Below are 20,763 nucleotides of genomic sequence, written 5' to 3' on the forward strand. Positions count from 1 at the left end.
CGACATGCGCGGGAACATCGCCCAACTGATGCAGCAGGCCCAGAAGATGCAGGAAAACCTGCAGAAGGCCCAGGAAGAAATCGCCAGGATCGAAGTGACCGGCAGCGCCGGTGGCGGCATGGTCAGCGTCACCCTTACCGGTGCGAAGGAATGCCGCAAGGTGCGCATCGACCCGTCGCTGACCAGCGATCCGGAAATGCTGGAAGACCTGATCGCGGCTGCCTTCAACGACGCGTCCAACAAGATCGACGCCGAATCGAAGTCGAAGATGGGCTCGGCCACGGCCGGCATGCAGCTGCCGCCGGGCATGAAGCTGCCGTTCTGATACCCGTAGCGTCGAGCGTGCTCGACTGGTCCTTCCGTAGCGTCGAGCTTGCTCGACGGCATGCGTGAATCAGTCGAGCATGGCTCGACTCTACTGAACCCTTCAGTCGAGCAAGCTCGACTCTACAACGCCCTTCAGTCGAGCAAGCTCGACTCTACAACGCCCTTCAGTCGAGCAAGCTCGACTCTACAAAGCCTGCCGCCGTGCCCGCACCTCTGCTTGAACAATTGATCGATGCGCTGCGGGTGCTGCCGGGCGTGGGCCAGAAGACGGCCCAGCGCATGGCCTACCACCTGCTGGAACGCGAGCGCGAGGGCGGCCAGCGCCTGGCCGAAACCCTGGCGTTGGCGGTGGAGCGCATCGGCCATTGCGCGCAGTGCCGTGATTTCAGCGAGAGCGAGGTGTGCCCCACCTGCGCCAACGGCAGCCGCGAGCGCAGCCAGTTGTGCGTGGTGGAATCGCCGGCCGACCGCCTGGCCATTGAAAACGCCACCGGCTTCCGCGGCGTCTACTTCGTGCTGCAGGGGCGCTTGTCACCGCTTGATGGCGTGGGCCCGCGCGAGCTGGGCCTGGAACAGCTGGAGCAGCGCCTGGCCCAGGGCGAGGTGCAGGAACTGATCATCGCCACCAGTGCCACCGTGGAAGGCGAAGCGACCGCGCACTACCTGGCGCAGTTGGCGCGCGCCCGCCAGGTCCGGCCCAGCCGCCTGGCCCAGGGCCTGCCGTTGGGGGGCGAACTGGAATATGTCGATCGCGGCACGCTGTCGCACGCCTTCGGCACCCGCAGCGAATTCCGCGACTGACGCGCGGCCGGGCAACGCCTGCTGTCGCCGGCCTACAATGCGGGGCATATCCCGCCGAGGCCGACCATGAGCAGCGAAACCCTCTTCAGCAAGATCATCCGCCGCGAGATCCCGGCCACCATCGTCTACGAAGACGACGAGGTGCTGGGCTTCAAGGACATCGCACCGCAGGCGCCGGTGCACGTGCTGTTCATTCCGAAGAACGAGATCATTCCCACGCTGGATGACCTGCAGCCGTCGCAGGCGCACCTGATCGGCAAGCTGGCGCTGGCAGCCGCGGCCTACGCGCGCAGCGAGGGTTTGGCCGAGGACGGCTACCGCATCGTGATGAACTGCCGCGAGCATGCCGGGCAGACCGTGTTCCATATCCACATGCATCTGCTGGCCGGCGCGCCGCTGGGGCATTTCGGTACGCCGGGGCGTTGAGGCCACCGCATCCACGCGTGGCCAGGGTGATGGCGCGCGTAAAAAAAAGGCCGCCCTGGGGCGGCCTTTCTGTACTTACCACCAGCCCCAGCGGCCGTAGCCCCAGTATGGGCCCGGGCCCCAGGGGCCATACGGACCGTACGGGTAGGGCACCACATCCACCTGGCGCTGTTCCGGCCACAGGTAGATCACATCGGCGGCCAGCTTCGGCAGGCGGTAGTCGTAATCACCGATGCGCGTATTGGAATAGCCGTCGATCTTGCCGATGAAGGTCACATCGCGGCCGGCTTCGAACACGGCCGGGTCGTAGAAGCCGGCGCGGCAAGCAATGAAGCGGCCATCGCTGGCGTCGGACGAGGTGGTGTTCGGGCGGCCACTGCCATTGAGCGGGCGCGAGATCATCTGGAAGCAGGTCTCGCCCTGGCCGGGCAGGGTTTCAATGATGCGCCCGCCCCAACGGACCGGCGTGCCGACCTGCTGGGTGGCGACCGAATCGCGCGGGGACACCAGGCTGAACTGTCCCTGCAGCGGCTTGGGTGCCGTTGCGCAGGCCGACAGGGCCAGCGTGGCCACGGCAGTAAGAAGGAACTTGGTTTTCATTGGGAAGCTCCGGAAGACGGGCGATGCCTGCGCAGGTCCCGCAATAATGCGGCGAGGTCGGTGCGAGTGCCAGCGTAACGCGCGTCAGCGAAACGCTGGCTGAGTGCCAGCAGGGCAGGGTCAGGTTGCTGGGCATGCACGCGGCCTGCCCACACCATGGGGGGCTCGTGCGGTTCGCGGCCCAGGCCGCGCCGCGCGTAGCGCCGGCCCAGGTGGTGCCAGGCGCGCAGCAGGGGATCGCGCTCGCGCTCGCCACGTGCCAGCAGCCAGGCCATCCAGGCCAGTGCCAGCAACGCGGCCGTCACGAACCCAGCCAGCAGCTGTCCTGGCCCCAGATCGTCCAGCCCCAGCGGCTGCAGCATCTGCTGCTGGCGGCGTGCGTCGAAGGACAGCACCAGATCGTTCCAGCCGCGGCGCAGCCAATCGCCCACCTGGCCGATCTGCAGCCAGCGCTGTTGCAGGCCGGTATCGGCGCCGGCCTGCAGGCGGTCATCCAGCGTGTCCAGGATCCGTTCCGGTGCCACCGCGGCGGTCGGGTCCACCCGCACCCAGCCCTGCTGCGGCAGCCACACTTCGGCCCAGGCGTGGGCGTCCATGCGGCGCACCACCCAGTAGTTACCGATGCGGTTGCGGGTACCGCCAGCGAAGCCGGTCACCACCCGCGCGGGAATGCCGGCGTTGCGCATCAGCACCACGAAGGAAGAACTGAAGTGCTGGCAGAAGCCGGCCTTGTAATCGAACAGGAAAGCATCGACCGGATCGCGCCCGGCCACCGGGGTTTCCAGCGTGTAGGAGAAGTCAGTGGTGATCCAGGCCAGCGCCCGGCGCACCACGGCGGCATCGTCATTGCCCGCTTCCTGGCGCCACTGCCGGGCCAGCGTAGCGGTGCGCGGGTTGAAGCCTGCCGGCAACTGCAATGCCGCACGGCGCTGTTCGGCCGACAGCGTGGCATCGAAGCGGCGTGCTGGTGCCGATTGCAGGCGCCAGCGGGTCAGTGCGCTCAGGCGCCGGTCGCTGGACAGGCTCATGTCCGCATCCAGGCGGGCGCCGGCCGGTGCGCTGCGCGGCAGGTCCAGCGCCACCAGTTGGCGGCGGTCGGTGGGCTCGTAATCGATCTGGTAATCCCAGCCAGATCCTGTCTGTTCCACGACCGCCGGGGTGCGGAACTGTGCGGCGGGATCGCGCCGCCACACGTGGCCATCAAAACGGGTCATCACCGGGCCGCGCCAGTAGCGCTGTTCCGCCGCTGGCGCTGCACCGAAGAACTGCACGCGCAGGGCGGGCGTATCGTCGGCCATCAGGTCCAGCCACTGGTCCGGCTCCATCGTGTCGGACAGCCCCGGCGTGCCGACGGCGCGATCGGGAATGCCCCACAACGGCGTGGCCAGGCGGGGGAACAGCCAGAAGCAGGCCAGCGCCAGCGGCAGGCCGATCAGCAGCAGTCGGCCAACGCCGTGCAGCTGCCCGCGCAGCGGCACCGGCGCGCTATGGCCTTCGCCCTGGGCCAGGCGCTGCAGCGCCAGCAGGCCGGTGATGCCGGCCAGTGCTGCCAGCGCGGTGGTCAGCGGCCCCTGGTCGAGCAGGAAGGCGGCAAACGGTGCGAACAGGGCGAAGCCGATCAGGCTGCGCGCATCACGCAGGCTGCGCAGCTCGCTGGACTTGATCGCCAGCATCGCCGCCAGCAGCGCGCAGCCGGTGTCGCGGCCGGGGCGCATGGCGCCCATCTGCCAGACGATGGCGCCCAGCATGGCCAGCACCAGCAGCACGCGCACCGGCATCGGCAGCACGCGCCGCTGCGACAGCAGGGCGGTCAGCACGGCGGCGCCGGCAAACAGCGCGGCCAACAGCGTGGGCAACTGCAGCAGCAGCGGCAGCAGGGCCAGCGCCGCACTGGCCAGCGTCCAGTAGCGCGCGTTGCGATCGATCAAGGGCGCGGTGTCAGTCATGCGGCAACAGGGCCAGTGCGCGCAGGCACAGATGGTGGTGGCTGGCGCCCTGGCCGGGGCCGAGCGCGGGCTGGCCGGGCAGCAGCAGGGTATAGCGGCGGCCTTCGCGTTCGGCCAGGTCGACCCAGCGCGCCAGCCGCGCAATGCGCGCTTCGCCGGCCATTGGTGCCAGGGCGCGCCAGTCCAGCATCACCTCGATGCCGACCGGCTTTTCGTATTCGCGTACCAGCAGGCTGTCGCGTCGCGCTGAATGTTTCCAGGCGATGCTGCGCGGTGGGTCGCCGGCGCGGTACGGGCGCAGCTGGTGCAGCTCCTCGCCGCTGGCATGGGCACGGGTGTGCAGCGGGTCGCTGCCGCGCTCGGGCAGGGCCGGGCCCTGTGCTTCGGCGTGGGGGTAGACCAGCAGCGGTTGTTCGGGCCAGACCCACGACCAGGCCCGCACCAGGCCCAGCGGCTGGGTGCTGGACAGGCGCACGCGTGGCAGGTCCAGCCAGCCGCGGCGCTGCGTGGGTACATCCAGTTCCACTTCGCCGCGGCCCTGCGCTGGCAGGTCGGTCCAGGCCTGCCTGTCGCCCAGTTGCAGGTGCAGCCCGTGGCGCGCACGCGGGTCGCGCACGGAAAGATCGATGCGCAGCCGCAGTGGCTGCCCGGCTGCGACCGGCTCGGCGGCGATCGCATCGACCTGCACGCCGGACAGCTGCAGGTGCGCGGCAATCGCGCTGGCTACCGCGGCCGCTGCCAGCAGCAGGGCCAGCAGCAGGGCCGGGTTGTTGTTGTAGTTCAGTGCGCCCAGCAGCATGGCCGCCAGCAGGGTAGCCACGAACAGGCCGAAACGCGTGGGCAGCACGTAGATGCGGCGGCGGTCCAGCCGCTGCGGCAATGCCTCCGGCGTGCGTGGGCGCGCCAGCAACTGCAGCCGTGCCCAGCGCGAGGAGACGTTCAATCGACCGCCACCGTCTGCAGGATCGCCCGTGCCAGGGCCGGACCGGCGCTGGATTCGGCTTCGCCCACCAGGCGGTGGCCGGCGACCGCGACGAACAGGGTCTGCACGTCTTCGGGCACCACATGGCCGCGGCCCAGCAGCAAGGCATGCGCCTTGGCCGCGCGCAGCAGGGCCAGGCCGGCGCGCGGTGACAGGCCCACGCGCACGCCTGCATGCTGGCGGCTGCGGGTCAGCAGCGCCTGCACGTAATCCACCAGCGCATCGCTCACATGGATCTGGCCGACCGCTTCGCGCAATTGCCGCACCTGGTTGTCATCCAGCTGCGGCACCGCGCGCGCAATCAGGTCGCGGCGGTCGGTGCCGCGCAGCAGCTCGCGCTCGGCCTGCGGGCTGGGATACCCCATGGCCAGGCGCAGCAGGAAGCGGTCCAGCTGCGAATCGGGCAGCGGGAACGTGCCCGACAGATCCACCGGGTTCTGCGTAGCGATCACGAAGAACGGGTCCGGCAGGATATGCGTCTGCCCGTCCAGCGTGACCTGCTGTTCGGCCATGGCTTCCAGCAGGGCGCTCTGCGTGCGCGGCGGCGCGCGGTTGATCTCATCGGCCAGCAGCACATGGGTGAACACCGGGCCGGGATGGAACTGGAACTGGCGGCTGCCGGCGTCGTAAACCGACACGCCCAGCACATCGGCGGGCAGCAGGTCGGAGGTGAACTGTACGCGCTGGAAGCCCAGCCCCAGGCTGCTGGCCAATGCGTGCGCCAGCGTGGTCTTGCCCAGGCCGGGCAGATCCTCGATCAGCAGATGGCCGCCGGAAAGCAGGGCAACGAAGGCCAGGCGCACCTCCTGCACCTTGCCCAGCACCAGCGCGTTGACCTGGTCCTGCGCATTGCGCAGGGACTGTCGCAGTTGATCGGTTAGCATGCTGGGCATGGGGGACGAAGCTGTCATGATCGTCTCACGTTCGGGAACCCATCGATTCTATCCATAGAGCAATGCAGGGCGAACAGCGCGCACGCACGATATTTGTCTGGTTATGGACGCTCGTCACAGCGGCCAAGCTGGTCGTGGCCGCACGGCTGCCCCTGTTCGTCGATGAGGCGTTCTATTGGCAGGAGGGCCAGCACCTTGCGGCCGCCTATTCCGATCTGCCCGGCCTGACCGCGTGGCTGGCGCGGCTGGGCGTGGAAATCGGTGGCCATCATGTGCTGGCGCTGCGCCTGCCGTTCCTGGCCATCGGCGCGTTGCTGCCGTTGCTGGTTTCGCGCGTGGCCACCCGCTGGTTCGGCGCGGTGGCCGGTTGGCAGGCCGGCAGCCTGACCTTGTTGATGCCGTTGTCGGCCACGCTGGGCCTGCTGGCCGTGCCCGATGTGCCGATGGCGCTGGCGGCGGTGCTGTGCCTGGACGCCGGTGCGCGCCTGCTGCGCAATGTCGATGCCTCTTCGGCGGTGAAGCTGGGCCTGGGCCTGCTGATCGGCGCACTCAGCCACTACCGCTTCATCGGTGTCATCGGCGTGGGCTTCATTGCCCTGCTGGCGCTGCCGCAAGGGCGGCGGATGCTGGCCGACCCGCGTGTGTGGGTGGCGCTGGCGGTGGGCGTGCTGGCCTGGCTGCCGCTGCTGGCCTGGAATGCCGACAACCACGATGCTGGGCTGAAGTTCCAGGTGGTGGAGCGCCATCCGTGGGCATTCGAGTGGCGCGGGCTATGGTTCCTGGTGATCCAGCCGATGCTGGTCACGCCCATCCTGTGCATTGCCATGTGGAAGGTGGCCCTGGCCGGTACCCGCAGCGGTGGCGGTGCGCGCGTGCAGTGGCGCTACTTCGGCCTGGTGGGCGGCGTATCCACGCTGGGCATCTTCGTGCTCGGCTTCTTCACCGATGTGGAGCGCATCAGTTTCCACTGGCCGCTGCCGGGCTATCTGGCCCTGCTGGTGGCGGTGCCGGTGGTGCTCAACGGTTGGCCGCGAGGCCTGCGCCGCACCGGCTGGTGGCTGGCGGGCGCAGGCTTGGTGCTGGCGTTCTCCTATTACCTGATGGCGTCCTCGCCGGGCCTGCGCGAACAGCTGGCGGGCAACAAGTACTACCCGCGCAATTTCGCGGGCTGGCAGCCGCTGGCAGCGGCCGTGCGCGAAGAGCTGGCACAGATGCCGGAAGGCACCCGGGTGCTGGCCGGCAACTTCAAGGTCGGCGCCGAGCTGGGGTTCCAGCTTGGCGATGGTGATATCGAGGTGCTGCCGCATCCGCTCAACGACAAGCATGGGCGCAGTGCGCAGCTGGCACAGTGGCAGTTGCTGCACGATGGCACGCGGCAGCAGCCGATGCTGCTGGTGCTGTCGCCCAGCGACCAGCGCTACCGCGACCTGCTGCAGCGTTACCACGCGGTGTGCGAACAGGTGGGGCCGTTGCCGCCGCCACGGGTGGTCAGCAGCGATCACGGCTTCCAGCGCTTCCTGTTGTTCCGCCTGCCGGCGCAGCGCGTGGACGCGCCGTGCGTGACCCCGGCGATGGCCTGGCTGGATGCGCCGTCCAATGGTGATGTCGTTTCCGGCACGCTTGCGGTGAAGGGCTGGGCCTTCAAGGACGGTGTCGGCCTGTCGCGGGTGGAAGTGCTGCTGGATGGCCAATCGCTGGGCGATGCCCGTTATGGTCGTGAATTCGACATCCGCGCCGCCTGGCCGGGCACCACCGATCCCAGCCACCCGCACGTAGGCTTCGATATCAGCGTGGATACGCGCGCGCTGGCGCCGGGCCGGCATTGGCTGGGCCTGCGCCTGCATGGCCGCGACGGCAGCGTGGAGCCGTGGCAGGAACAACCGTTCGAGGTTGCCCCGTAACGCGCAATGTCGAGCGTGCTCGACCGTCGGGTGCGTAGAGTCGAGCTTGCTCGACTCCCTTGTACGTAGAGTCGAGCTTGCTCGACTGCGCGGTACATTCAGTCGAGCAAGCTCGACTCTACCAATGCGGGGTCACGGCACGGCGAAGCCGGCCTTCCGCAGCAGCCCGCACAGGGCGATCAGGGGCAGGCCGACCAGCGCGGTGGGGTCGCGGTTGTCGATGGCCTCGAACAGGCTGATGCCCAATCCTTCGCACTTGAAGCTGCCGGCGCAGTCCAGCGGCTGTTCGGCTGCCACGTAGCGGGCGATCTCGTCCTGCTTGAGAACCCGGAAGCGGACCGCGGTCACATCCACGGCGGCCAGCTCGTCTCCATCACGAGTGAGACTGATGGCGGTATGGAAGCGCACGGTCTTGCCGGACATGGCGGCCAACTGCGCGCAGGCGGCGTCCACCGTGCCCGGCTTGCCCAGCGGCAGGCCGTCCAGGTCGGCCACCTGGTCCGAACCGATCACCCAGGCGCCGGGGTGGCGCGCGGCCACCTCGGCGGCCTTGGCGGCGGCCAGGCGCACCGCCAGCGCCGCCGGTGCCTCGCCGGCGCGCGGGGTCTCGTCCACGTCCGGGCGTGCGCAGTCGAAGGGCAGGCCCAGCCGTTGCAGCAGGTCGCGGCGGTAGCGGGAGGTGGAGGCCAGCAGCAGGGCGGACATGCGATAATTCCGGGGCAGGGCGGGGCAGTCTGGCCCGGCGTGAAGGCCCGCAGCAAGCCCCGCCCGGCAGGGTATTTGACAGCGGGCGGGCTGATCCTTAGTATTCAGCGGCTTATGTCCGCGAACGTGCCCGAAACGCTGGATGCTTGGCGGATGGTTGTAGCGCGCAGGCGCTTCGACGGCCAGGTTTCTTTGGCTGAATTGACCCGCCTGCAGGGCTTGGTCGCCGATACCGACGGTGAGTGCAGTTACTCGCTTGAATTCGGTCGCGACGAGGTCTTGCGGGTATCCTATGTGGAACTGACCATCGATACCGCGTTGCCGCTGACCTGTCAGCGCAGCATGCAGCGATTCCTGTTGCCGGTGAAGATGACCCAGAGGCTTGGCCTGATCCGCGACGAGGACGAGGAATCGTCCCTGCCGGAAGAGTACGAAGCGTTGCTGGTGCCGGAAGATGGCCAGCTGCGGCCGCTGGACCTGGTCGAAGACGAGTTGGTGCTGGCGGTGCCGGTGGTGCCGTTGTCACCCGACGGTGAAGCCGTCGACCAGGACTGGGCACCAAGCGAAGAAGAAACGAAGAAAGCCAACCCGTTTGCGGCGTTGGCGGCCCTGAAGAAAGAATAGAAGCATTAGCAGCCGGATTGTCGTCGGCGGCTGCGGCGAAAGCGAAAGTGTGCTGGGCGCTGGCGTCCTGCGCGACGATACGACGAAGCAAAAACGAACCGAGTTTGGAGCAATCCCATGGCTGTCCAGAAATCCCGTGTCACCCCGTCCCGCCGCGGTATGCGCCGTGCGCATGACGCCCTGAGCGCCAAGCAGCTGTCGACCGACCCGACCACCGGCGAAGTGCACCTGCGTCACCACATCACTGCTGACGGTTTCTACCGCGGCAAGAAGGTCATCCAGACCAAGACCTCGGCCGTCGAAGAAGATTGATGTGCCGGGAAGGCCGCTGCCTGCGGGCAGCGGCCTTCGCCTTTCTTCCCGGGTGTGCCGGTGATCGGCGGCCCGCGCAACAGGAAACATGATGAGCAAGCGGATCTACTCGAGGATCGCGGGCACCGGTAGCTATTTGCCGGAAAAAGTCCTGACCAACGCCGACCTGGAAAAAATGGTCGAAACCTCGGACGAGTGGATCCAGACGCGCACCGGTATCCGCGAACGGCACATTGCTGCCGAAGGCGAAACCACCAGCGATCTCGGCTACCAGGCCGCGCTGCGTGCGCTCGAAGCGGCCGGCATCGATGCCAGCCAGCTCGACATGATCGTGGTGGGTACCACCACCCCAGACCTTATTTTCCCGTCCACCGCGTGCCTGATCCAGGCCAAGCTCGGTGCATCGGGTTGCCCCGCTTTCGACGTGAACGCCGCCTGCTCGGGCTTCGTGTTCGCGCTCAGCGTGGCCGACAAATTCATCCGTTCCGGCGATGCCCGCCACGTGCTGGTGATCGGTACGGAAACCCTGACCCGCATCGTTGACTGGGAAGACCGCACCACCTGCGTGCTGTTCGGCGATGGTGCCGGCGCGGTCGTGCTCAAGGCCGACGAAGAGACCGGCATCCTCAGCACCCACCTGCATTCGGACGGCAGCAAGAAAGAGCTGCTGTGGAACCCGGTAGGCGTGTCGGTCGGTTTCAAGGGCGGCGCCAACGGCGGCGGCACCATCAACATGAAGGGCAACGACGTGTTCAAGTACGCCGTGAAGGCGCTGGACTCGGTCGTGGACGAAACCCTGGAGGCCAATGGCTTGGACAAGTCCGACCTGGATTGGCTGATTCCGCACCAGGCCAACCTGCGCATCATCGAAGCCACGGCCAAGCGCCTGGACATGTCGATGGACCAGGTGGTGGTCACTGTCGATCGCCACGGCAACACCTCCTCGGCCTCGGTGCCGCTGGCGCTGGACGCCGCCGTGCGTTCGGGCAAGGTCGAGCGCGGCCAGCTGCTGCTGCTGGAAGCCTTCGGTGGCGGCTTCACGTGGGGTTCGGCTCTGCTGCGCTATTGATAGCGTCAGTTACGACAACGTGAATCTGTCGTTACGGCCCCTCTGGGGCCGTAACGCGTTTAGGAGAACCGTCATGGTTGAGCCCATCGTCATTGAAGGGCAGCGTGCCTGGCTGAAGCAGTACGGCAAGGGAAGCCGCGCACTGGCCCTGGGCCTGCTGAACTTCGTCGCCCATCGTTTCCAGCTGGACGCGCTGCGTCCGCCGCCGCACCGTGGTGGTGATGCCGCCCGCGAAACCGAAGCACGCCGCCTGGGCGAACTGCATGCGCAGGGCATCAACGTGCCCGAAGTGATCGGCAGCGGCCACGCCGCGCTGGTGATCGGCGACAACGGCAGCTCCTTCAATACCTGCCTGCGCGAGGCCGACGCGGCCGGTCGCGACCGCCTGGTGGCCGCCGCCATGCAGGCACTGGCCGAAGCACATGCGCGCGGGGCCTATTTCGGCCAGCCGCTGCCGCGCAACCTCACCTGGGACGGGCAGAAGGTGGGCTTCATCGATTTCGAGGAAGACCCGCTGGAAGTGATGGACCTGGCCGAGGCACAGGCCCGCGACTGGCTGATGTTCGGCTATGGCGTGGCCAAGTACTACGGCGACCGCCCCGAACGCCTGCAGGCGATGATGGCCGAGGCCATGAACAGCGTGCAGGGGCCGGTGCGCGCCCACGTGCATTCGGTCAGCGGGCGCCTGCAGGGCCTGGCCCGGGTCTGCATGAAGATGGGGCGCTCGGCGCGCGCGTTGGCGCATTCGATCTTCATCACCCATGGTGCCACCACGCTGGGCCTGATCATGGTGGTGGGGCTGTGCATGGACTTCTTCGCCGACGGCGAGCTGGACATCCTGCAGCTGTTCTGCTGATCCGCTCCCCGCCGGGCATGGTCCGGCGCTACCGGTAGCGCCGGGCCATGCCCGGCGGACCCGTGGTGGGGCGCACTCCATACGCCGTGCATACGCGCACGTACAGACGACACGGGGAATTCACCCTTATCATGGCCCGCTTCGATTGCAACAAGCGGATGACCGCGTGACCGTATCCACCCTCGCTTTTGTCTTCCCCGGTCAGGGCTCGCAGTCCGTGGGCATGCTGGCCGAACTGGCCGAGCTGCACCCGCAGGTGCGTGAAGCCTTCACCGAAGCATCCGATGGTGCCGGTGTCGACCTGTGGGCGCTGTCCCAGGGCGGCCCGGAGGAAATGCTCAACCGTACCGAATACACCCAGCCGGCGCTGCTGGCCGCGAGCATCGGCGCATGGCGCGCCTGGAATGCCGTGGGTGGTCCGCGTCCGTCGGTGCTGGCCGGCCACAGCCTGGGCGAGTACACCGCACTGGTCGCTGCCGGCGCGCTGAGCCTGCACGATGGCGCCCACCTGGTGCGCCTGCGTGGCCAGCTGATGCAGGAAGCCGCGCCGGCCGGCGTGGGCGCCATGGCCGCCGTGCTGGGCGCCGAAGACCAGCTGGTGCTGGACGTCTGCGCCGAAGCCGCGGGCAGCCAGGTAGTGGTGCCGGCCAACTTCAATTCGCCGGGCCAGATCGTGATCGGTGGCGACGCCGATGCGGTGGACCGCGCGCTGGCGCTGTTGGCCGAAAAGGGCGTGCGCAAGGCGGTCAAGCTGGCCGTCAGCGTGCCCTCGCACACCCCGCTGATGCGCGAAGCCGCCAACCGCCTGGCCGAAGTGATGGCCGGTCTGTCCTGGCAGGCGCCGCAGCTGCCGGTGGTGCAGAACGTCGATGCCAAGGTGCATGACGGCGTCGATGCCATCCGTACCGCGCTGGTGCAGCAGCTGTACCAGCCGGTGCAGTGGACCGGCTGCGTACAGGCCCTGGCCGCCCGTGGCATCACCCAGATCGCCGAGTGCGGCCCGGGCAAGGTGCTGACCGGCCTGGTCAAGCGCATCGACAAGACCCTCGATGGTCGCTCGCTGGCCACCCCGGGCGATTTCGAAACCGCCCGCGAGACGTGGTCGGCCTGATCCCCCTGTTCCTGCCGACCGTGCCGGTGGCCGCTGCAAGCGGCGCGGGTGCGGCGGCCGCCCCAGCCTGAGGAAAACATCATGAGCAAGCCCCTGCAGGGTGAAATCGCACTGGTCACCGGCGCCAGCCGTGGCATTGGTGCCGCCATCGCCGATCTGCTGGCCGCCCAGGGCGCCACCGTCATCGGCACCGCCACCACCGAATCCGGCGCCGCCGCGATCGGTGAGCGCCTGGCCGCCCACGGTGGCCACGGCCGCGCCCTGAACGTGACCGATGCGGCCGCGCTGGACAGCGTGCTGGACGGCATCGCCAAGGAATTCGGCGCGATCTCGATCCTGGTCAACAACGCCGGCATCACCCGCGACAACCTGCTGATGCGCATGAAGGACGAGGACTGGGCGTCGATCATCGACACCAACCTGACCAGCGTGTTCCGCACCAGCAAGGCCGTCATGCGCGGCATGATGAAGGCGCGCAAGGGCCGCATCATCAACATCGCGTCGGTGGTGGGCGTGACCGGCAATGCCGGCCAGGCCAACTATGCCGCCGCCAAGGCCGGCATCATCGGTTTCAGCAAGTCGCTGGCCAAGGAAATCGGCTCGCGCGGCGTCACCGTGAACGTGGTTGCGCCCGGCTTCATCGACACCGACATGACCAAGGCGCTGCCGGAAGAAGCACGCACCGCCCTGATCAACGACATCGCCCTCGAACGCCTCGGTTCGCCGGAAGACATCGCCCATGCGGTGGCCTTCCTGGCCAGCCCGGCGGCCGGCTACATCACCGGCGAAACCCTCCATGTGAACGGCGGCATGTACATGCCGTAAGCAAGGGGCGCAGGGATTGCGCCGCAAGTGGTTGATCTGCGAGGATTTTTGCTGCAATGCAAGGTCGCGCCGGTTTCCACTACACTATCCCACGGCCATCGCCTTTGATGGCGACCATTTTTGAACCACAACTCCATCTGGAGCGAGATCCCATGAGCACCATCGAAGAACGCGTCAAGAAAATCGTCATCGAACAGCTTGGCGTCAAGGAAGAAGAAGTCACCAACAGCGCATCGTTCGTCGATGACCTGGGCGCTGACTCGCTGGACACCGTCGAGCTGGTGATGGCCCTGGAAGAAGAGTTCGAGTGCGAAATCCCGGACGAAGAAGCCGAGAAGATCAGCACCGTGCAGGCTGCCATCGACTACATCAAGGCCCACGTCAAGGCCTGATGTCAGACGGCCGTGCGCGTGCGGGCTCCTGCTCGCCGCGCACCGCACCCCATGGGGCCGCAGTTGCGGCCCCGTGTGTTTGAGCATCACATCGAAGCAAACCGTGTTACCCGTCGAAAACGTGCGGGTCAGGAGAATCAGCAATGAAGCGTCGCGTCGTCGTAACCGGCCTGGGTATCGTCTCGCCGTTGGGCAATGATCTGGCCAGCAGCTGGGAAGGCATCACCCACGGTCGTTCGGGCATCGGTCCGCTGACCAACGTTTCTGATGCCTACCTGGAACGGTTCACCACCAAGATTGCAGGTGAGGTCAAGGGCTTTGACATCACCGCCGACAACCCGTTGTTCGGCAAGTACCGGGTCAGTGGCAAGGATGCCAAGAAGATGGACCCGTTCATTCATTACGGCCTGGGCGCTTCGTTCATGGCCCTGCACGATTCGGGCCTGGAAATCACCGAAGCCAACGCCGAGCGCGTGGGCGCCATCGTCGGCGCCGGCATCGGCGGCCTGCTGGGCATCGAAGAGCAGACCATCGAATTCCACGAGGGCAAGAAGATCTCGCCCTTCTACGTGCCCAAGACCATCATCAACATGCTGCCGGGCCAGCTGAGCATCATCGCCGGGCTGAAGGGCCCGTCGTTCTCGGCCGTGTCCGCCTGCGCGACCTCCAATCATTCGATCGGTACCGCGATGCGCATGATCCAGTACGGCGATGCCGACGTGATGGTGGTCGGTGGCGCCGAGCGTGGCTCCTCGCCGACCGCGCTGGGCGGCTTCTGCGCCATGAAGGCCATGAGCACCCGCAACGATGCCCCGCAGCAGGCCTCGCGCCCGTGGGACAAGGACCGCGACGGCTTCGTGCTGGGCGACGGTGCCGGCATCCTGATCCTGGAAGAGTACGAGCACGCCAAGGCGCGTGGCGCGAAGATCTATTGCGAACTGGCCGGCTTCGGCGCCAGCTCCGACGCGTACCACATGACCGCCCCGGCCGAGAACGGCGAAGGCGCGGCGCGCTGCATGACCATGGCGTTGAAGGACGCCGGCGTGACCCCGGACCAGGTCGGTTACCTCAACGCACACGGCACCTCCACGCCGCTGGGCGACCTGGGCGAAACCATGGCCATGAAGACCGCCTTCGGTGACCACGCCTACAAGATGATGGTCAGCTCCACCAAGTCGATGACCGGCCACCTGCTGGGTGCCGCCGGCGGCGTGGAAGCGATCTTCTCGGTGATGGCGCTGCAGGACAACATCATTCCGCCGACCATCAACCTGGAACAGCCGGGCGAAGGCTGCGACCTGGACTACGTGCCCAACGAAGCACGCCAGGCCAAGGTGGACGTGGTGATGTCCAACGGCTTCGGCTTCGGCGGCACCAACGGCACGCTGATCTTCAAGCGCGTCTGACCGGCGTCGTCGCGACGCGACCCATCGGTATTGATCGAAACGGATCAACGCCGTGCAACACGGAGCCGCCGCAAGGCGGCTTCCGTGCATCTGAACCCCTGAACTGGCCGCCATGACCCACGCACCGCTGATCCACCCGCTGCCGCACCCGATCGACCTGCTGGCCGTGCAGCAGCACGCCCCCGCGCGCTTCCCGCTGCTGATGGAGTCCACCGCCTCGGGTACCGCGCAGGGGCGCTGGAGCCTGCTGCTGGCCGCGCAGGGCGACCAGCTGCGGCTGGATGCCGATGGCCAGGTGCGTGACCAGCACGATGCGGTGCAGCCGGGCACCTTCCTGCAGGTGCTCGACCGCGCCTGGCAGGCCGAGCGCTTGCCGCACGACGGCAGCCACAGCCTGCCGTTCCGCGGCGGCTGGGCATTGATGCTGGACTACGAAGTGGCCAGCCAGATTGAACCGGTGCTGCCAACGCGCGCGCGCGACGATGGCCGCCCCACCGCGCTGGCGCTGCGCTGCCCGGCTGCGCTGCTGCACGACCACGAAGCGAACGCCAGTTTCGTCATTGCCGAGGCTGACCAGCAGGTCCTGCTGGACGCGCTGGTGGCGCAGGCCGCGGCCGCGCTGCCCGAGGCCGGGCAGGGCTGGCAGCCGCCGCAGTCGGTGGGCGAAGACGCGCCGCAGCGCTTCACCGACGGCGTGCGCCGGGTGATCGATTACCTGCGCGCCGGCGATGTGTTCCAGGTGAACCTGTCGCGCCGCTGGAGCGCGCAGTTCGCCGCGCCGGTCAGCCCGCAGGCGCTGTACGCGCAGCTGCGTCGTGCCAACCCGGCACCGTTTGCCGGGCTGTTCAGTGCGCACGGCCGCCATGTGGTCAGCTCATCGCCGGAGCGCCTGGTATCGGTGCACGCCGGCCACGCGCAGACCCGGCCGATTGCCGGCACCCGCCCGCGCTTCGAAGGTGACGACGATGCCGCGCGCATCCAGGAACTGGTCGGCCACCCCAAGGAGCGCGCCGAGCACGTGATGCTGATCGACCTGGAGCGCAACGACCTGGGCCGCATCTGCCTGCCCGGCACGGTGGTGGTGGATGAACTGATGACGGTGGAGAGCTACGCCCATGTGCACCACATCGTCAGCAACGTCAGCGGCCATCTGCGCCCTGACGTCACCCCCGGCGAAGTGATCGCCGCCACCTTCCCCGGCGGCACCATCACCGGCTGCCCGAAGGTGCGCTGCATGCAGATCATCAGCGAGCTGGAACAGGTGCCGCGCGGTGCCTACACCGGCGCCTTCGGCTGGCTGAACCGCGACGGCGACCTGGACCTGAACATCCTGATCCGCACCGCCGAAGTGGACGGCAGCGAAGTCAGTTTCCGTACCGGCGCCGGCATCGTGGTCGATTCGGACCCGGACAAGGAACTGGACGAGACCCGCGCCAAGGCCCGCGGCCTGCTGCGCGCGTTGGGCCAGCAGGGCTGACCGGCCGGGGGTCAGATCCCTCGCGCGGCGCGCGAGGGCTCTGACCCCCTACGATGACCGATCCTGGTGGGTGCCGACCGTTGGTCGGCACTGGCACACACCCCCATCATGACCCCACGCCACCGGGCACGGTATCCTGCACGGCGGAATCGCATTCAGAGGTAGTCCATGGCGGGAGCCAAGCGCGGGTGTCTGTTCGTGGTAACGCTGCTGCTGGTGCTGGCCGCCGTGCTGGTCGGTGCGGGCGCGTGGTTCTTCCACCAGCAGAGCCAGTTCGCCGACCAGCCGATCAGCCCGTCCACCGACAGCGTGGTCATCGCCAGCGGCGACGGCCTGAACAGCGTACTGCGCAAGCTGCGCGACGCCGGCGTGGACGAAGGCCAGGACACCCAGTGGCAGCTGCTGGCGCGCCAGCTTGATGCCGCCGGCAAGCTGAAGGTGGGCGAGTACGCGCTGGACAACCGCCTGACCCCGCGCGAGCTGCTGCTGCGCATGCGTGCGGGCAAGGTGCTGCAGCACCGCGTCACGATCGTCGAAGGCTGGAACATCCGCCAGGTACGCGCTGCCCTGAAGCGCGCCGAACCGCTGCTGCACACCACCGATACCCTGGATGACGCTGCACTGATGCAGCGCCTGGGCTTCGGTGGCCAGCACCCGGAGGGCCGCTTCCTGCCGGAAACCTATGTCTACCAGCGTGGCGACAGCGACCTGGACGTGCTCAAGCGTGCGCACGCGGCGATGGAAAAAGCCCTGGACGAAGCCTGGGAAAGCCGCGCGCCGGATCTGCCGATCAACACGCCCTACGAGCTGCTGACCCTGGCGTCGATCATCGAAAAGGAAACCGCGCTGGCCAGCGAGCGGCCGCAGATTGCCGGGGTGTTCATGCGCCGCCTGAAGATCGGCATGCGCCTGCAGACCGACCCCACGGTGATCTACGGCATCGGCGCGGCCTACGACGGCAACATCCGCCGCCGCGACCTGACCACCGACACGCCCTACAACACCTACACCCGTGCCGGGCTGACGCCCACCCCGATCGCCATGCCCAGCCGCGATGCGCTGATGGCCGCCGCGCAGCCGGCACCGGGCAATGCGCTGTACTTCGTCGCCGTGGGCGATGGCAGCGGCGCACACGTGTTTTCGCCCAGCCTGGACCAGCACAACGCCGCCGTAGCCCGCTACCTGCAGCAGCTGCGCCAGCAACGCAACAAGGAGACCCCGGCGCAATGAGTTCCGCGCTGCTTCGCCACCCGCGTTTCGTCAGCCTGGAAGGCGGCGAGGGCGCGGGCAAGACCACCGCCATCAACGCCATCCGCGATTGCCTGCGCCGCCATGGCCACGAGGTGGTGCTGACCCGCGAACCGGGCGGCACGCCGCTGGCCGAGCGCATCCGCGGCCTGGTGCTGAAGCCCGACGCCGAGATTGCCGCCGAACCGCTCAGTGCCGAGGCCGAACTGCTGCTGGTGTTCGCCGCGCGTGCGCAGCATGTGCGCCAGGTGATCCAGCCGGCACTGCAGCGCGGTGCCTATGTGCTCAGTGATCGCTTCACCGATTCCAGCTACGCCTACCAGGGCGGTGGCCGCGGCCTGGACCCGCAGTGGATTGCCGATCTGGAGCGCCGCGCGGTGGGCCTGCTGCCGGGCCTGACCCTGCTGCTGGATGTGGACGTGGCCGTGGGCCGCGCCCGCGCCAATGGCCGCGATCTGTGGCCGGACCGCATCGAAAGCGAGCAGGACGATTTCTTCCAGCGCGTGCGCGAAGTGTTCCGCAGCCGCGCCCAGCAGGACCCGCAGCGCTTCGCCCTGATCGATGCCGGCCAGGTGCAGGAACGCGTGGCCGCCGATGTGGTGGCGCGCGTGGAGCAGTGGCTGCAGGCGGGGCAGGGCGCATGAGCACCTTTTCGCCCTGGCAGCAGCGCGCCTTCGACCAGACCGTGGCCGCGCTCGATGCCGACCGCCTGGGCCATGGCCTGTTGATCTGCGGCCCGGCCGGGCTGGGCAAGCGCGAAGTGGCGCTGGCCCTGGCCGACCATGTGCTGTCCCGCGGCGATGCGGCCCACGCCGCACGCACGCGCCAGTTGATTGCCGCCGGCACCCACCCGGACCTGCAGCTGGTCAGCTTCATTCCGAACAAGAGCGGCGACAAGCTGCGCACCGAGATCGTGATCGAGCAGGTGCGCGAGATCACCAACAAGCTGGCGCTGACCCCGCAGTACGGCGTGGCCCAGGTGGTGATCGTCGATCCGGCCGATGCGATCAACCGTTCGGCCGCCAACGCGTTGCTGAAGACCCTGGAAGAGCCGCAGCCTGGTCGTTACCTGTGGCTGATCAGCAGCGACCCGGCACGCCTGCCGCAGACCGTGCGCAGCCGTTGCCAGCGTCTGGAATTCAAGCTGCCACCGCATGACGAAGCCTTGGCCTGGTTGCTGCAGCAGGGCCACAGTGAAGCGGCCGCGCGCGAAGCGCTGGAGGCCGCGCGTGGCCATCCCGGCCAGGCCGATAACTGGCTTCGCGAAGACGGCCTGAGCCTGCGCCGCGAAGTGGGGCGCGAGCTGGAACAGCTGGCCGCCGGCAGGACCGGTGCGGTGGAGCTGGCGCAGAAGTGGTGTGGCGATGACAACGCGGCCCTGCGCCTGCGCTTCGCCGCCGACCTGGCGCTGGCCCAGGCCAGCACCGATGCCTTGACCACGCCGGAGCGATTGCACAAGCTTGCAGCCTGGTTCGATGCGGCCAATCGCACCCGCGACCTGCTGCGCACCACGGTGCGTGCGGATCTGGCGGTGGTCGAGCTGCTGCTGGCCTGGAACAAAGTCAACGAGCGGCCTGCCGCAAGGGGTAACCGATGAGTGCCAGCAACGCCCGCCAGGGCATCCTGTCCCTGGCCGTGAAGGACAAGGCGGCGCTGTACAGCGCGTACATGCCATTCGTGAAGAATGGCGGCATCTTCGTGCCCACGCCCAAGCGCTACTTCCTGGGCGACGAAGTCTTCCTGCTGCTGACCCTGCCCGATTCCAGCGAACGCCTGCCGGTGGCCGGCAAAGTGATCTGGGTCACCCCGGCCGGCGCACAGGGCAACCGCACCGCCGGCATCGGCGTGCAGCTGGCCGACGGCCAGGAAGGCGAAACCGTGCGCCACAAGATCGAAACCCTGCTGGCCGGGCTGACCAGCTCGGACAAGCCCACCCACACCATGTAAGGCGGCGAACCCCGAAACACCCGAGATCCCGCCCCGTCGTAGAGTCGAGCTTGCTCGACTGCTCCTCCTCTGTAGCGTCGAGCCATGCTCGACGACAGCTCGACGACAGGCCTGAAAAAGCCCCGTGAACACAAATGTGAAAAAGTGTTGACGGCCTCAAAAAAGCCCCTATAATGAGCGGCTCAGCAACACACCGGGCGGTTAGCTCAGCGGTAGAGCATTGCCTTCACACGGCAAGGGTCACAGGTTCGATCCCTGTACCGCCCACCATGTTGCAGAACGAAAAAAGCCTCCAGCAATGGGGGCTTTTTTGTTGGCTGTGATTCGGATGAGCACGGATGGGTCGTGTGCGCTCACTCCAGAGGCCCTGTCGTTCCAAGCTCTTGCCGCTCAAAGAACGAGTGGCGTAGATTCGATGGACGCACACCCTGTGCCTTCATCAGGAGGGGCCATGGAACGTCCCGGATTTTTTGCATGTACGCGATCCTTCATCATGGCCGCAACGGTGGTGATGGCTATTGCGGGCTGCACATCATCATCTGACCTGGGTTCGCGCACTGTGGAAGCGGGCAGGAACCGGGGCGTGAGCGCGATGCTGGAGGAAATCCATGCGTCCCGGAAGGCGGTTGGATTCGAACAGTTGGATGTAAGTGCCATCGTCAGCCGCTATCTGCCGGCGGGGACGCCACGCGTTGATGTGCTGGCGGCGCTACGGGAACAGCCGGGAGCCCGGATCATCGAGGATTCGCCCGCGACCTTGATTGTTCGCGATGACCAGGGCAAGGCGATGCTGGATCCAGACGCGCGCTCGGTGGTCATGACGTTTACCTTCGATGGCGCAGGCAAGCTTGCGCAAGTGCAGGCGGTGCACCTGAAGCATCAGTAGCGGAGCTTTCGTCACCTGCGTCATCGCTG

General features: G+C 67.6%; 23 protein-coding genes and 1 tRNA gene. 19 read left to right on the top strand and 5 right to left on the bottom strand.

Annotation, left to right across the window (positions count from 1 at the left end):
* Positions 1-4 precede the first annotated feature (4 nt).
* From C1930_RS05035 to C1930_RS05045, 3 genes are all read left to right on the top strand, one after another.
* On the top strand, positions 5-325 hold the full coding sequence (locus tag C1930_RS05035; protein WP_019659509.1) for a YbaB/EbfC family nucleoid-associated protein: 321 nt from the start codon (positions 5-7) through the stop codon (positions 323-325).
* Between the two features lie 203 nt (positions 326-528).
* Positions 529-1,128 carry a recombination mediator RecR gene (gene recR / locus C1930_RS05040; protein WP_108755542.1) on the top strand — a complete coding sequence of 200 codons (600 nt, stop codon included), beginning with the start codon at positions 529-531 and terminating at the stop codon, positions 1,126-1,128.
* Positions 1,129-1,194: 66 nt separating this feature from the next.
* Positions 1,195-1,554, top strand: a complete 360-nt coding sequence (locus C1930_RS05045) for a histidine triad nucleotide-binding protein (protein ID WP_108748739.1) — start codon at positions 1,195-1,197, stop codon at positions 1,552-1,554.
* A 75-nt stretch (positions 1,555-1,629) separates the two neighbouring features.
* Here the strand turns inward: C1930_RS05045 and C1930_RS05050 are convergent, their stop codons facing one another.
* From C1930_RS05050 to C1930_RS05065, 4 genes are read right to left on the bottom strand one after another with little or no spacing between them, the layout of a single operon-like run.
* Complete coding sequence (locus tag C1930_RS05050; RefSeq protein WP_108748740.1) at positions 1,630-2,154, bottom strand: Slp family lipoprotein; 525 nt, start codon at positions 2,152-2,154, stop codon at positions 1,630-1,632.
* On the bottom strand, positions 2,151-4,100 hold the full coding sequence (locus tag C1930_RS05055) for a DUF3488 and transglutaminase-like domain-containing protein (RefSeq protein ID WP_108755543.1): 1,950 nt from the start codon (positions 4,098-4,100) through the stop codon (positions 2,151-2,153). Before C1930_RS05055 ends, C1930_RS05050 begins: the two co-directional genes overlap by 4 nt.
* On the bottom strand, positions 4,093-5,043 hold the full coding sequence (locus tag C1930_RS05060; protein WP_199912404.1) for a DUF58 domain-containing protein: 951 nt from the start codon (positions 5,041-5,043) through the stop codon (positions 4,093-4,095). Before C1930_RS05060 ends, C1930_RS05055 begins: the two co-directional genes overlap by 8 nt.
* A complete protein-coding gene (locus C1930_RS05065; RefSeq protein WP_108755544.1) occupies positions 5,040-5,993 on the bottom strand; it encodes a MoxR family ATPase in 954 nt (317 codons plus the stop codon). Before C1930_RS05065 ends, C1930_RS05060 begins: the two co-directional genes overlap by 4 nt.
* A 44-nt stretch (positions 5,994-6,037) precedes the next feature.
* Between C1930_RS05065 and C1930_RS05070 the strand changes: the two genes are divergently transcribed.
* Entirely contained in the window at positions 6,038-7,876 is a 1,839-nt protein-coding gene (locus C1930_RS05070) for a glycosyltransferase family 39 protein (RefSeq protein WP_108755545.1), read from the top strand.
* 132 nt (positions 7,877-8,008) lie between these two features.
* Here C1930_RS05070 and C1930_RS05075 read toward each other — a convergent pair whose 3' ends face one another.
* The gene (locus tag C1930_RS05075) at positions 8,009-8,581 is read right to left on the bottom strand and encodes a Maf family nucleotide pyrophosphatase (protein WP_108755546.1); all 573 of its coding nucleotides are present in this window, start codon (positions 8,579-8,581) and stop codon (positions 8,009-8,011) included.
* 114 nt (positions 8,582-8,695) lie between these two features.
* Between C1930_RS05075 and C1930_RS05080 the strand changes: the two genes are divergently transcribed.
* The 15 genes from C1930_RS05080 to C1930_RS05150 all read left to right on the top strand — a co-directional run bounded on the left by C1930_RS05080 (position 8,696) and on the right by C1930_RS05150 (position 20,734).
* Positions 8,696-9,205 carry a YceD family protein gene (locus C1930_RS05080; RefSeq protein ID WP_108755547.1) on the top strand — a complete coding sequence of 170 codons (510 nt, stop codon included), beginning with the start codon at positions 8,696-8,698 and terminating at the stop codon, positions 9,203-9,205.
* Between the two features lie 117 nt (positions 9,206-9,322).
* Positions 9,323-9,517 carry a 50S ribosomal protein L32 gene (gene rpmF / locus C1930_RS05085; RefSeq protein WP_004154640.1) on the top strand — a complete coding sequence of 65 codons (195 nt, stop codon included), beginning with the start codon at positions 9,323-9,325 and terminating at the stop codon, positions 9,515-9,517.
* A gap of 91 nt (positions 9,518-9,608) precedes the next feature.
* Positions 9,609-10,586, top strand: a complete 978-nt coding sequence (locus C1930_RS05090) for a beta-ketoacyl-ACP synthase III (protein WP_108748746.1) — start codon at positions 9,609-9,611, stop codon at positions 10,584-10,586.
* A gap of 73 nt (positions 10,587-10,659) precedes the next feature.
* Positions 10,660-11,442, top strand: a complete 783-nt coding sequence (locus C1930_RS05095; RefSeq protein ID WP_108771220.1) for a serine/threonine protein phosphatase — start codon at positions 10,660-10,662, stop codon at positions 11,440-11,442.
* Positions 11,443-11,608: 166 nt separating this feature from the next.
* A complete protein-coding gene (fabD, locus tag C1930_RS05100) occupies positions 11,609-12,553 on the top strand; it encodes an ACP S-malonyltransferase (protein ID WP_108754738.1) in 945 nt (314 codons plus the stop codon).
* Positions 12,554-12,634: 81 nt separating this feature from the next.
* The gene (gene fabG / locus C1930_RS05105) at positions 12,635-13,378 is read left to right on the top strand and encodes a 3-oxoacyl-ACP reductase FabG (protein ID WP_107230029.1); all 744 of its coding nucleotides are present in this window, start codon (positions 12,635-12,637) and stop codon (positions 13,376-13,378) included.
* A gap of 152 nt (positions 13,379-13,530) precedes the next feature.
* Positions 13,531-13,770 carry an acyl carrier protein gene (gene acpP / locus C1930_RS05110; RefSeq protein ID WP_108748749.1) on the top strand — a complete coding sequence of 80 codons (240 nt, stop codon included), beginning with the start codon at positions 13,531-13,533 and terminating at the stop codon, positions 13,768-13,770.
* 143 nt (positions 13,771-13,913) lie between these two features.
* Positions 13,914-15,176, top strand: coding sequence for a beta-ketoacyl-ACP synthase II (gene fabF / locus C1930_RS05115; protein WP_108755549.1), 1,263 nt, complete (start codon positions 13,914-13,916; stop codon positions 15,174-15,176).
* Positions 15,177-15,288: 112 nt separating this feature from the next.
* On the top strand, positions 15,289-16,653 hold the full coding sequence (locus tag C1930_RS05120) for an aminodeoxychorismate synthase component I (protein WP_108771221.1): 1,365 nt from the start codon (positions 15,289-15,291) through the stop codon (positions 16,651-16,653).
* 168 nt (positions 16,654-16,821) lie between these two features.
* Positions 16,822-17,883: an endolytic transglycosylase MltG gene (gene mltG, locus C1930_RS05125; protein ID WP_108755551.1), complete on the top strand. Its 1,062-nt coding sequence runs from the start codon at positions 16,822-16,824 to the stop codon at positions 17,881-17,883.
* Positions 17,880-18,545 carry a dTMP kinase gene (gene tmk / locus C1930_RS05130; RefSeq protein WP_108771222.1) on the top strand — a complete coding sequence of 222 codons (666 nt, stop codon included), beginning with the start codon at positions 17,880-17,882 and terminating at the stop codon, positions 18,543-18,545. Before mltG ends, tmk begins: the two co-directional genes overlap by 4 nt.
* Positions 18,542-19,498, top strand: a complete 957-nt coding sequence (locus C1930_RS05135) for a DNA polymerase III subunit delta' (protein WP_108771223.1) — start codon at positions 18,542-18,544, stop codon at positions 19,496-19,498. The genes tmk and C1930_RS05135 overlap by 4 nt, the downstream gene beginning before the upstream one ends.
* A complete protein-coding gene (locus C1930_RS05140) occupies positions 19,495-19,848 on the top strand; it encodes a PilZ domain-containing protein (protein ID WP_108748755.1) in 354 nt (117 codons plus the stop codon). The genes C1930_RS05135 and C1930_RS05140 overlap by 4 nt, the downstream gene beginning before the upstream one ends.
* Positions 19,849-20,043: 195 nt before the next feature.
* Positions 20,044-20,118, top strand: a tRNA-Val gene (locus tag C1930_RS05145).
* Positions 20,119-20,299: 181 nt separating this feature from the next.
* Complete coding sequence (locus tag C1930_RS05150; protein ID WP_234412738.1) at positions 20,300-20,734, top strand: DUF6393 family protein; 435 nt, start codon at positions 20,300-20,302, stop codon at positions 20,732-20,734.
* Positions 20,735-20,763: the final 29 nt, after the last annotated feature.

Origin of the sequence: Stenotrophomonas sp. SAU14A_NAIMI4_8 (assembly GCF_003086695.1) — a bacterium.
GTDB lineage: Bacteria > Pseudomonadota > Gammaproteobacteria > Xanthomonadales > Xanthomonadaceae > Stenotrophomonas.

Coding starts and splice junctions, on each gene's coding strand:
- C1930_RS05035 (WP_019659509.1), top strand. CDS start 5: ATGCGCGGGAACATCGCCCAACTGATGCAGCAGGCCCAGAAGATGCAG.
- C1930_RS05045 (WP_108748739.1), top strand. CDS start 1,195: ATGAGCAGCGAAACCCTCTTCAGCAAGATCATCCGCCGCGAGATCCCG.
- C1930_RS05050 (WP_108748740.1), bottom strand. CDS start 2,154: ATGAAAACCAAGTTCCTTCTTACTGCCGTGGCCACGCTGGCCCTGTCG.
- C1930_RS05055 (WP_108755543.1), bottom strand. CDS start 4,100: ATGACTGACACCGCGCCCTTGATCGATCGCAACGCGCGCTACTGGACG.
- C1930_RS05065 (WP_108755544.1), bottom strand. CDS start 5,993: ATGACAGCTTCGTCCCCCATGCCCAGCATGCTAACCGATCAACTGCGA.
- C1930_RS05070 (WP_108755545.1), top strand. CDS start 6,038: ATGCAGGGCGAACAGCGCGCACGCACGATATTTGTCTGGTTATGGACG.
- C1930_RS05075 (WP_108755546.1), bottom strand. CDS start 8,581: ATGTCCGCCCTGCTGCTGGCCTCCACCTCCCGCTACCGCCGCGACCTG.
- C1930_RS05080 (WP_108755547.1), top strand. CDS start 8,696: ATGTCCGCGAACGTGCCCGAAACGCTGGATGCTTGGCGGATGGTTGTA.
- rpmF (WP_004154640.1), top strand. CDS start 9,323: ATGGCTGTCCAGAAATCCCGTGTCACCCCGTCCCGCCGCGGTATGCGC.
- C1930_RS05090 (WP_108748746.1), top strand. CDS start 9,609: ATGAGCAAGCGGATCTACTCGAGGATCGCGGGCACCGGTAGCTATTTG.
- C1930_RS05095 (WP_108771220.1), top strand. CDS start 10,660: ATGGTTGAGCCCATCGTCATTGAAGGGCAGCGTGCCTGGCTGAAGCAG.
- fabG (WP_107230029.1), top strand. CDS start 12,635: ATGAGCAAGCCCCTGCAGGGTGAAATCGCACTGGTCACCGGCGCCAGC.
- acpP (WP_108748749.1), top strand. CDS start 13,531: ATGAGCACCATCGAAGAACGCGTCAAGAAAATCGTCATCGAACAGCTT.
- fabF (WP_108755549.1), top strand. CDS start 13,914: ATGAAGCGTCGCGTCGTCGTAACCGGCCTGGGTATCGTCTCGCCGTTG.
- C1930_RS05120 (WP_108771221.1), top strand. CDS start 15,289: ATGACCCACGCACCGCTGATCCACCCGCTGCCGCACCCGATCGACCTG.
- mltG (WP_108755551.1), top strand. CDS start 16,822: ATGGCGGGAGCCAAGCGCGGGTGTCTGTTCGTGGTAACGCTGCTGCTG.
- tmk (WP_108771222.1), top strand. CDS start 17,880: ATGAGTTCCGCGCTGCTTCGCCACCCGCGTTTCGTCAGCCTGGAAGGC.
- C1930_RS05135 (WP_108771223.1), top strand. CDS start 18,542: ATGAGCACCTTTTCGCCCTGGCAGCAGCGCGCCTTCGACCAGACCGTG.
- C1930_RS05140 (WP_108748755.1), top strand. CDS start 19,495: ATGAGTGCCAGCAACGCCCGCCAGGGCATCCTGTCCCTGGCCGTGAAG.
- C1930_RS05150 (WP_234412738.1), top strand. CDS start 20,300: ATGGAACGTCCCGGATTTTTTGCATGTACGCGATCCTTCATCATGGCC.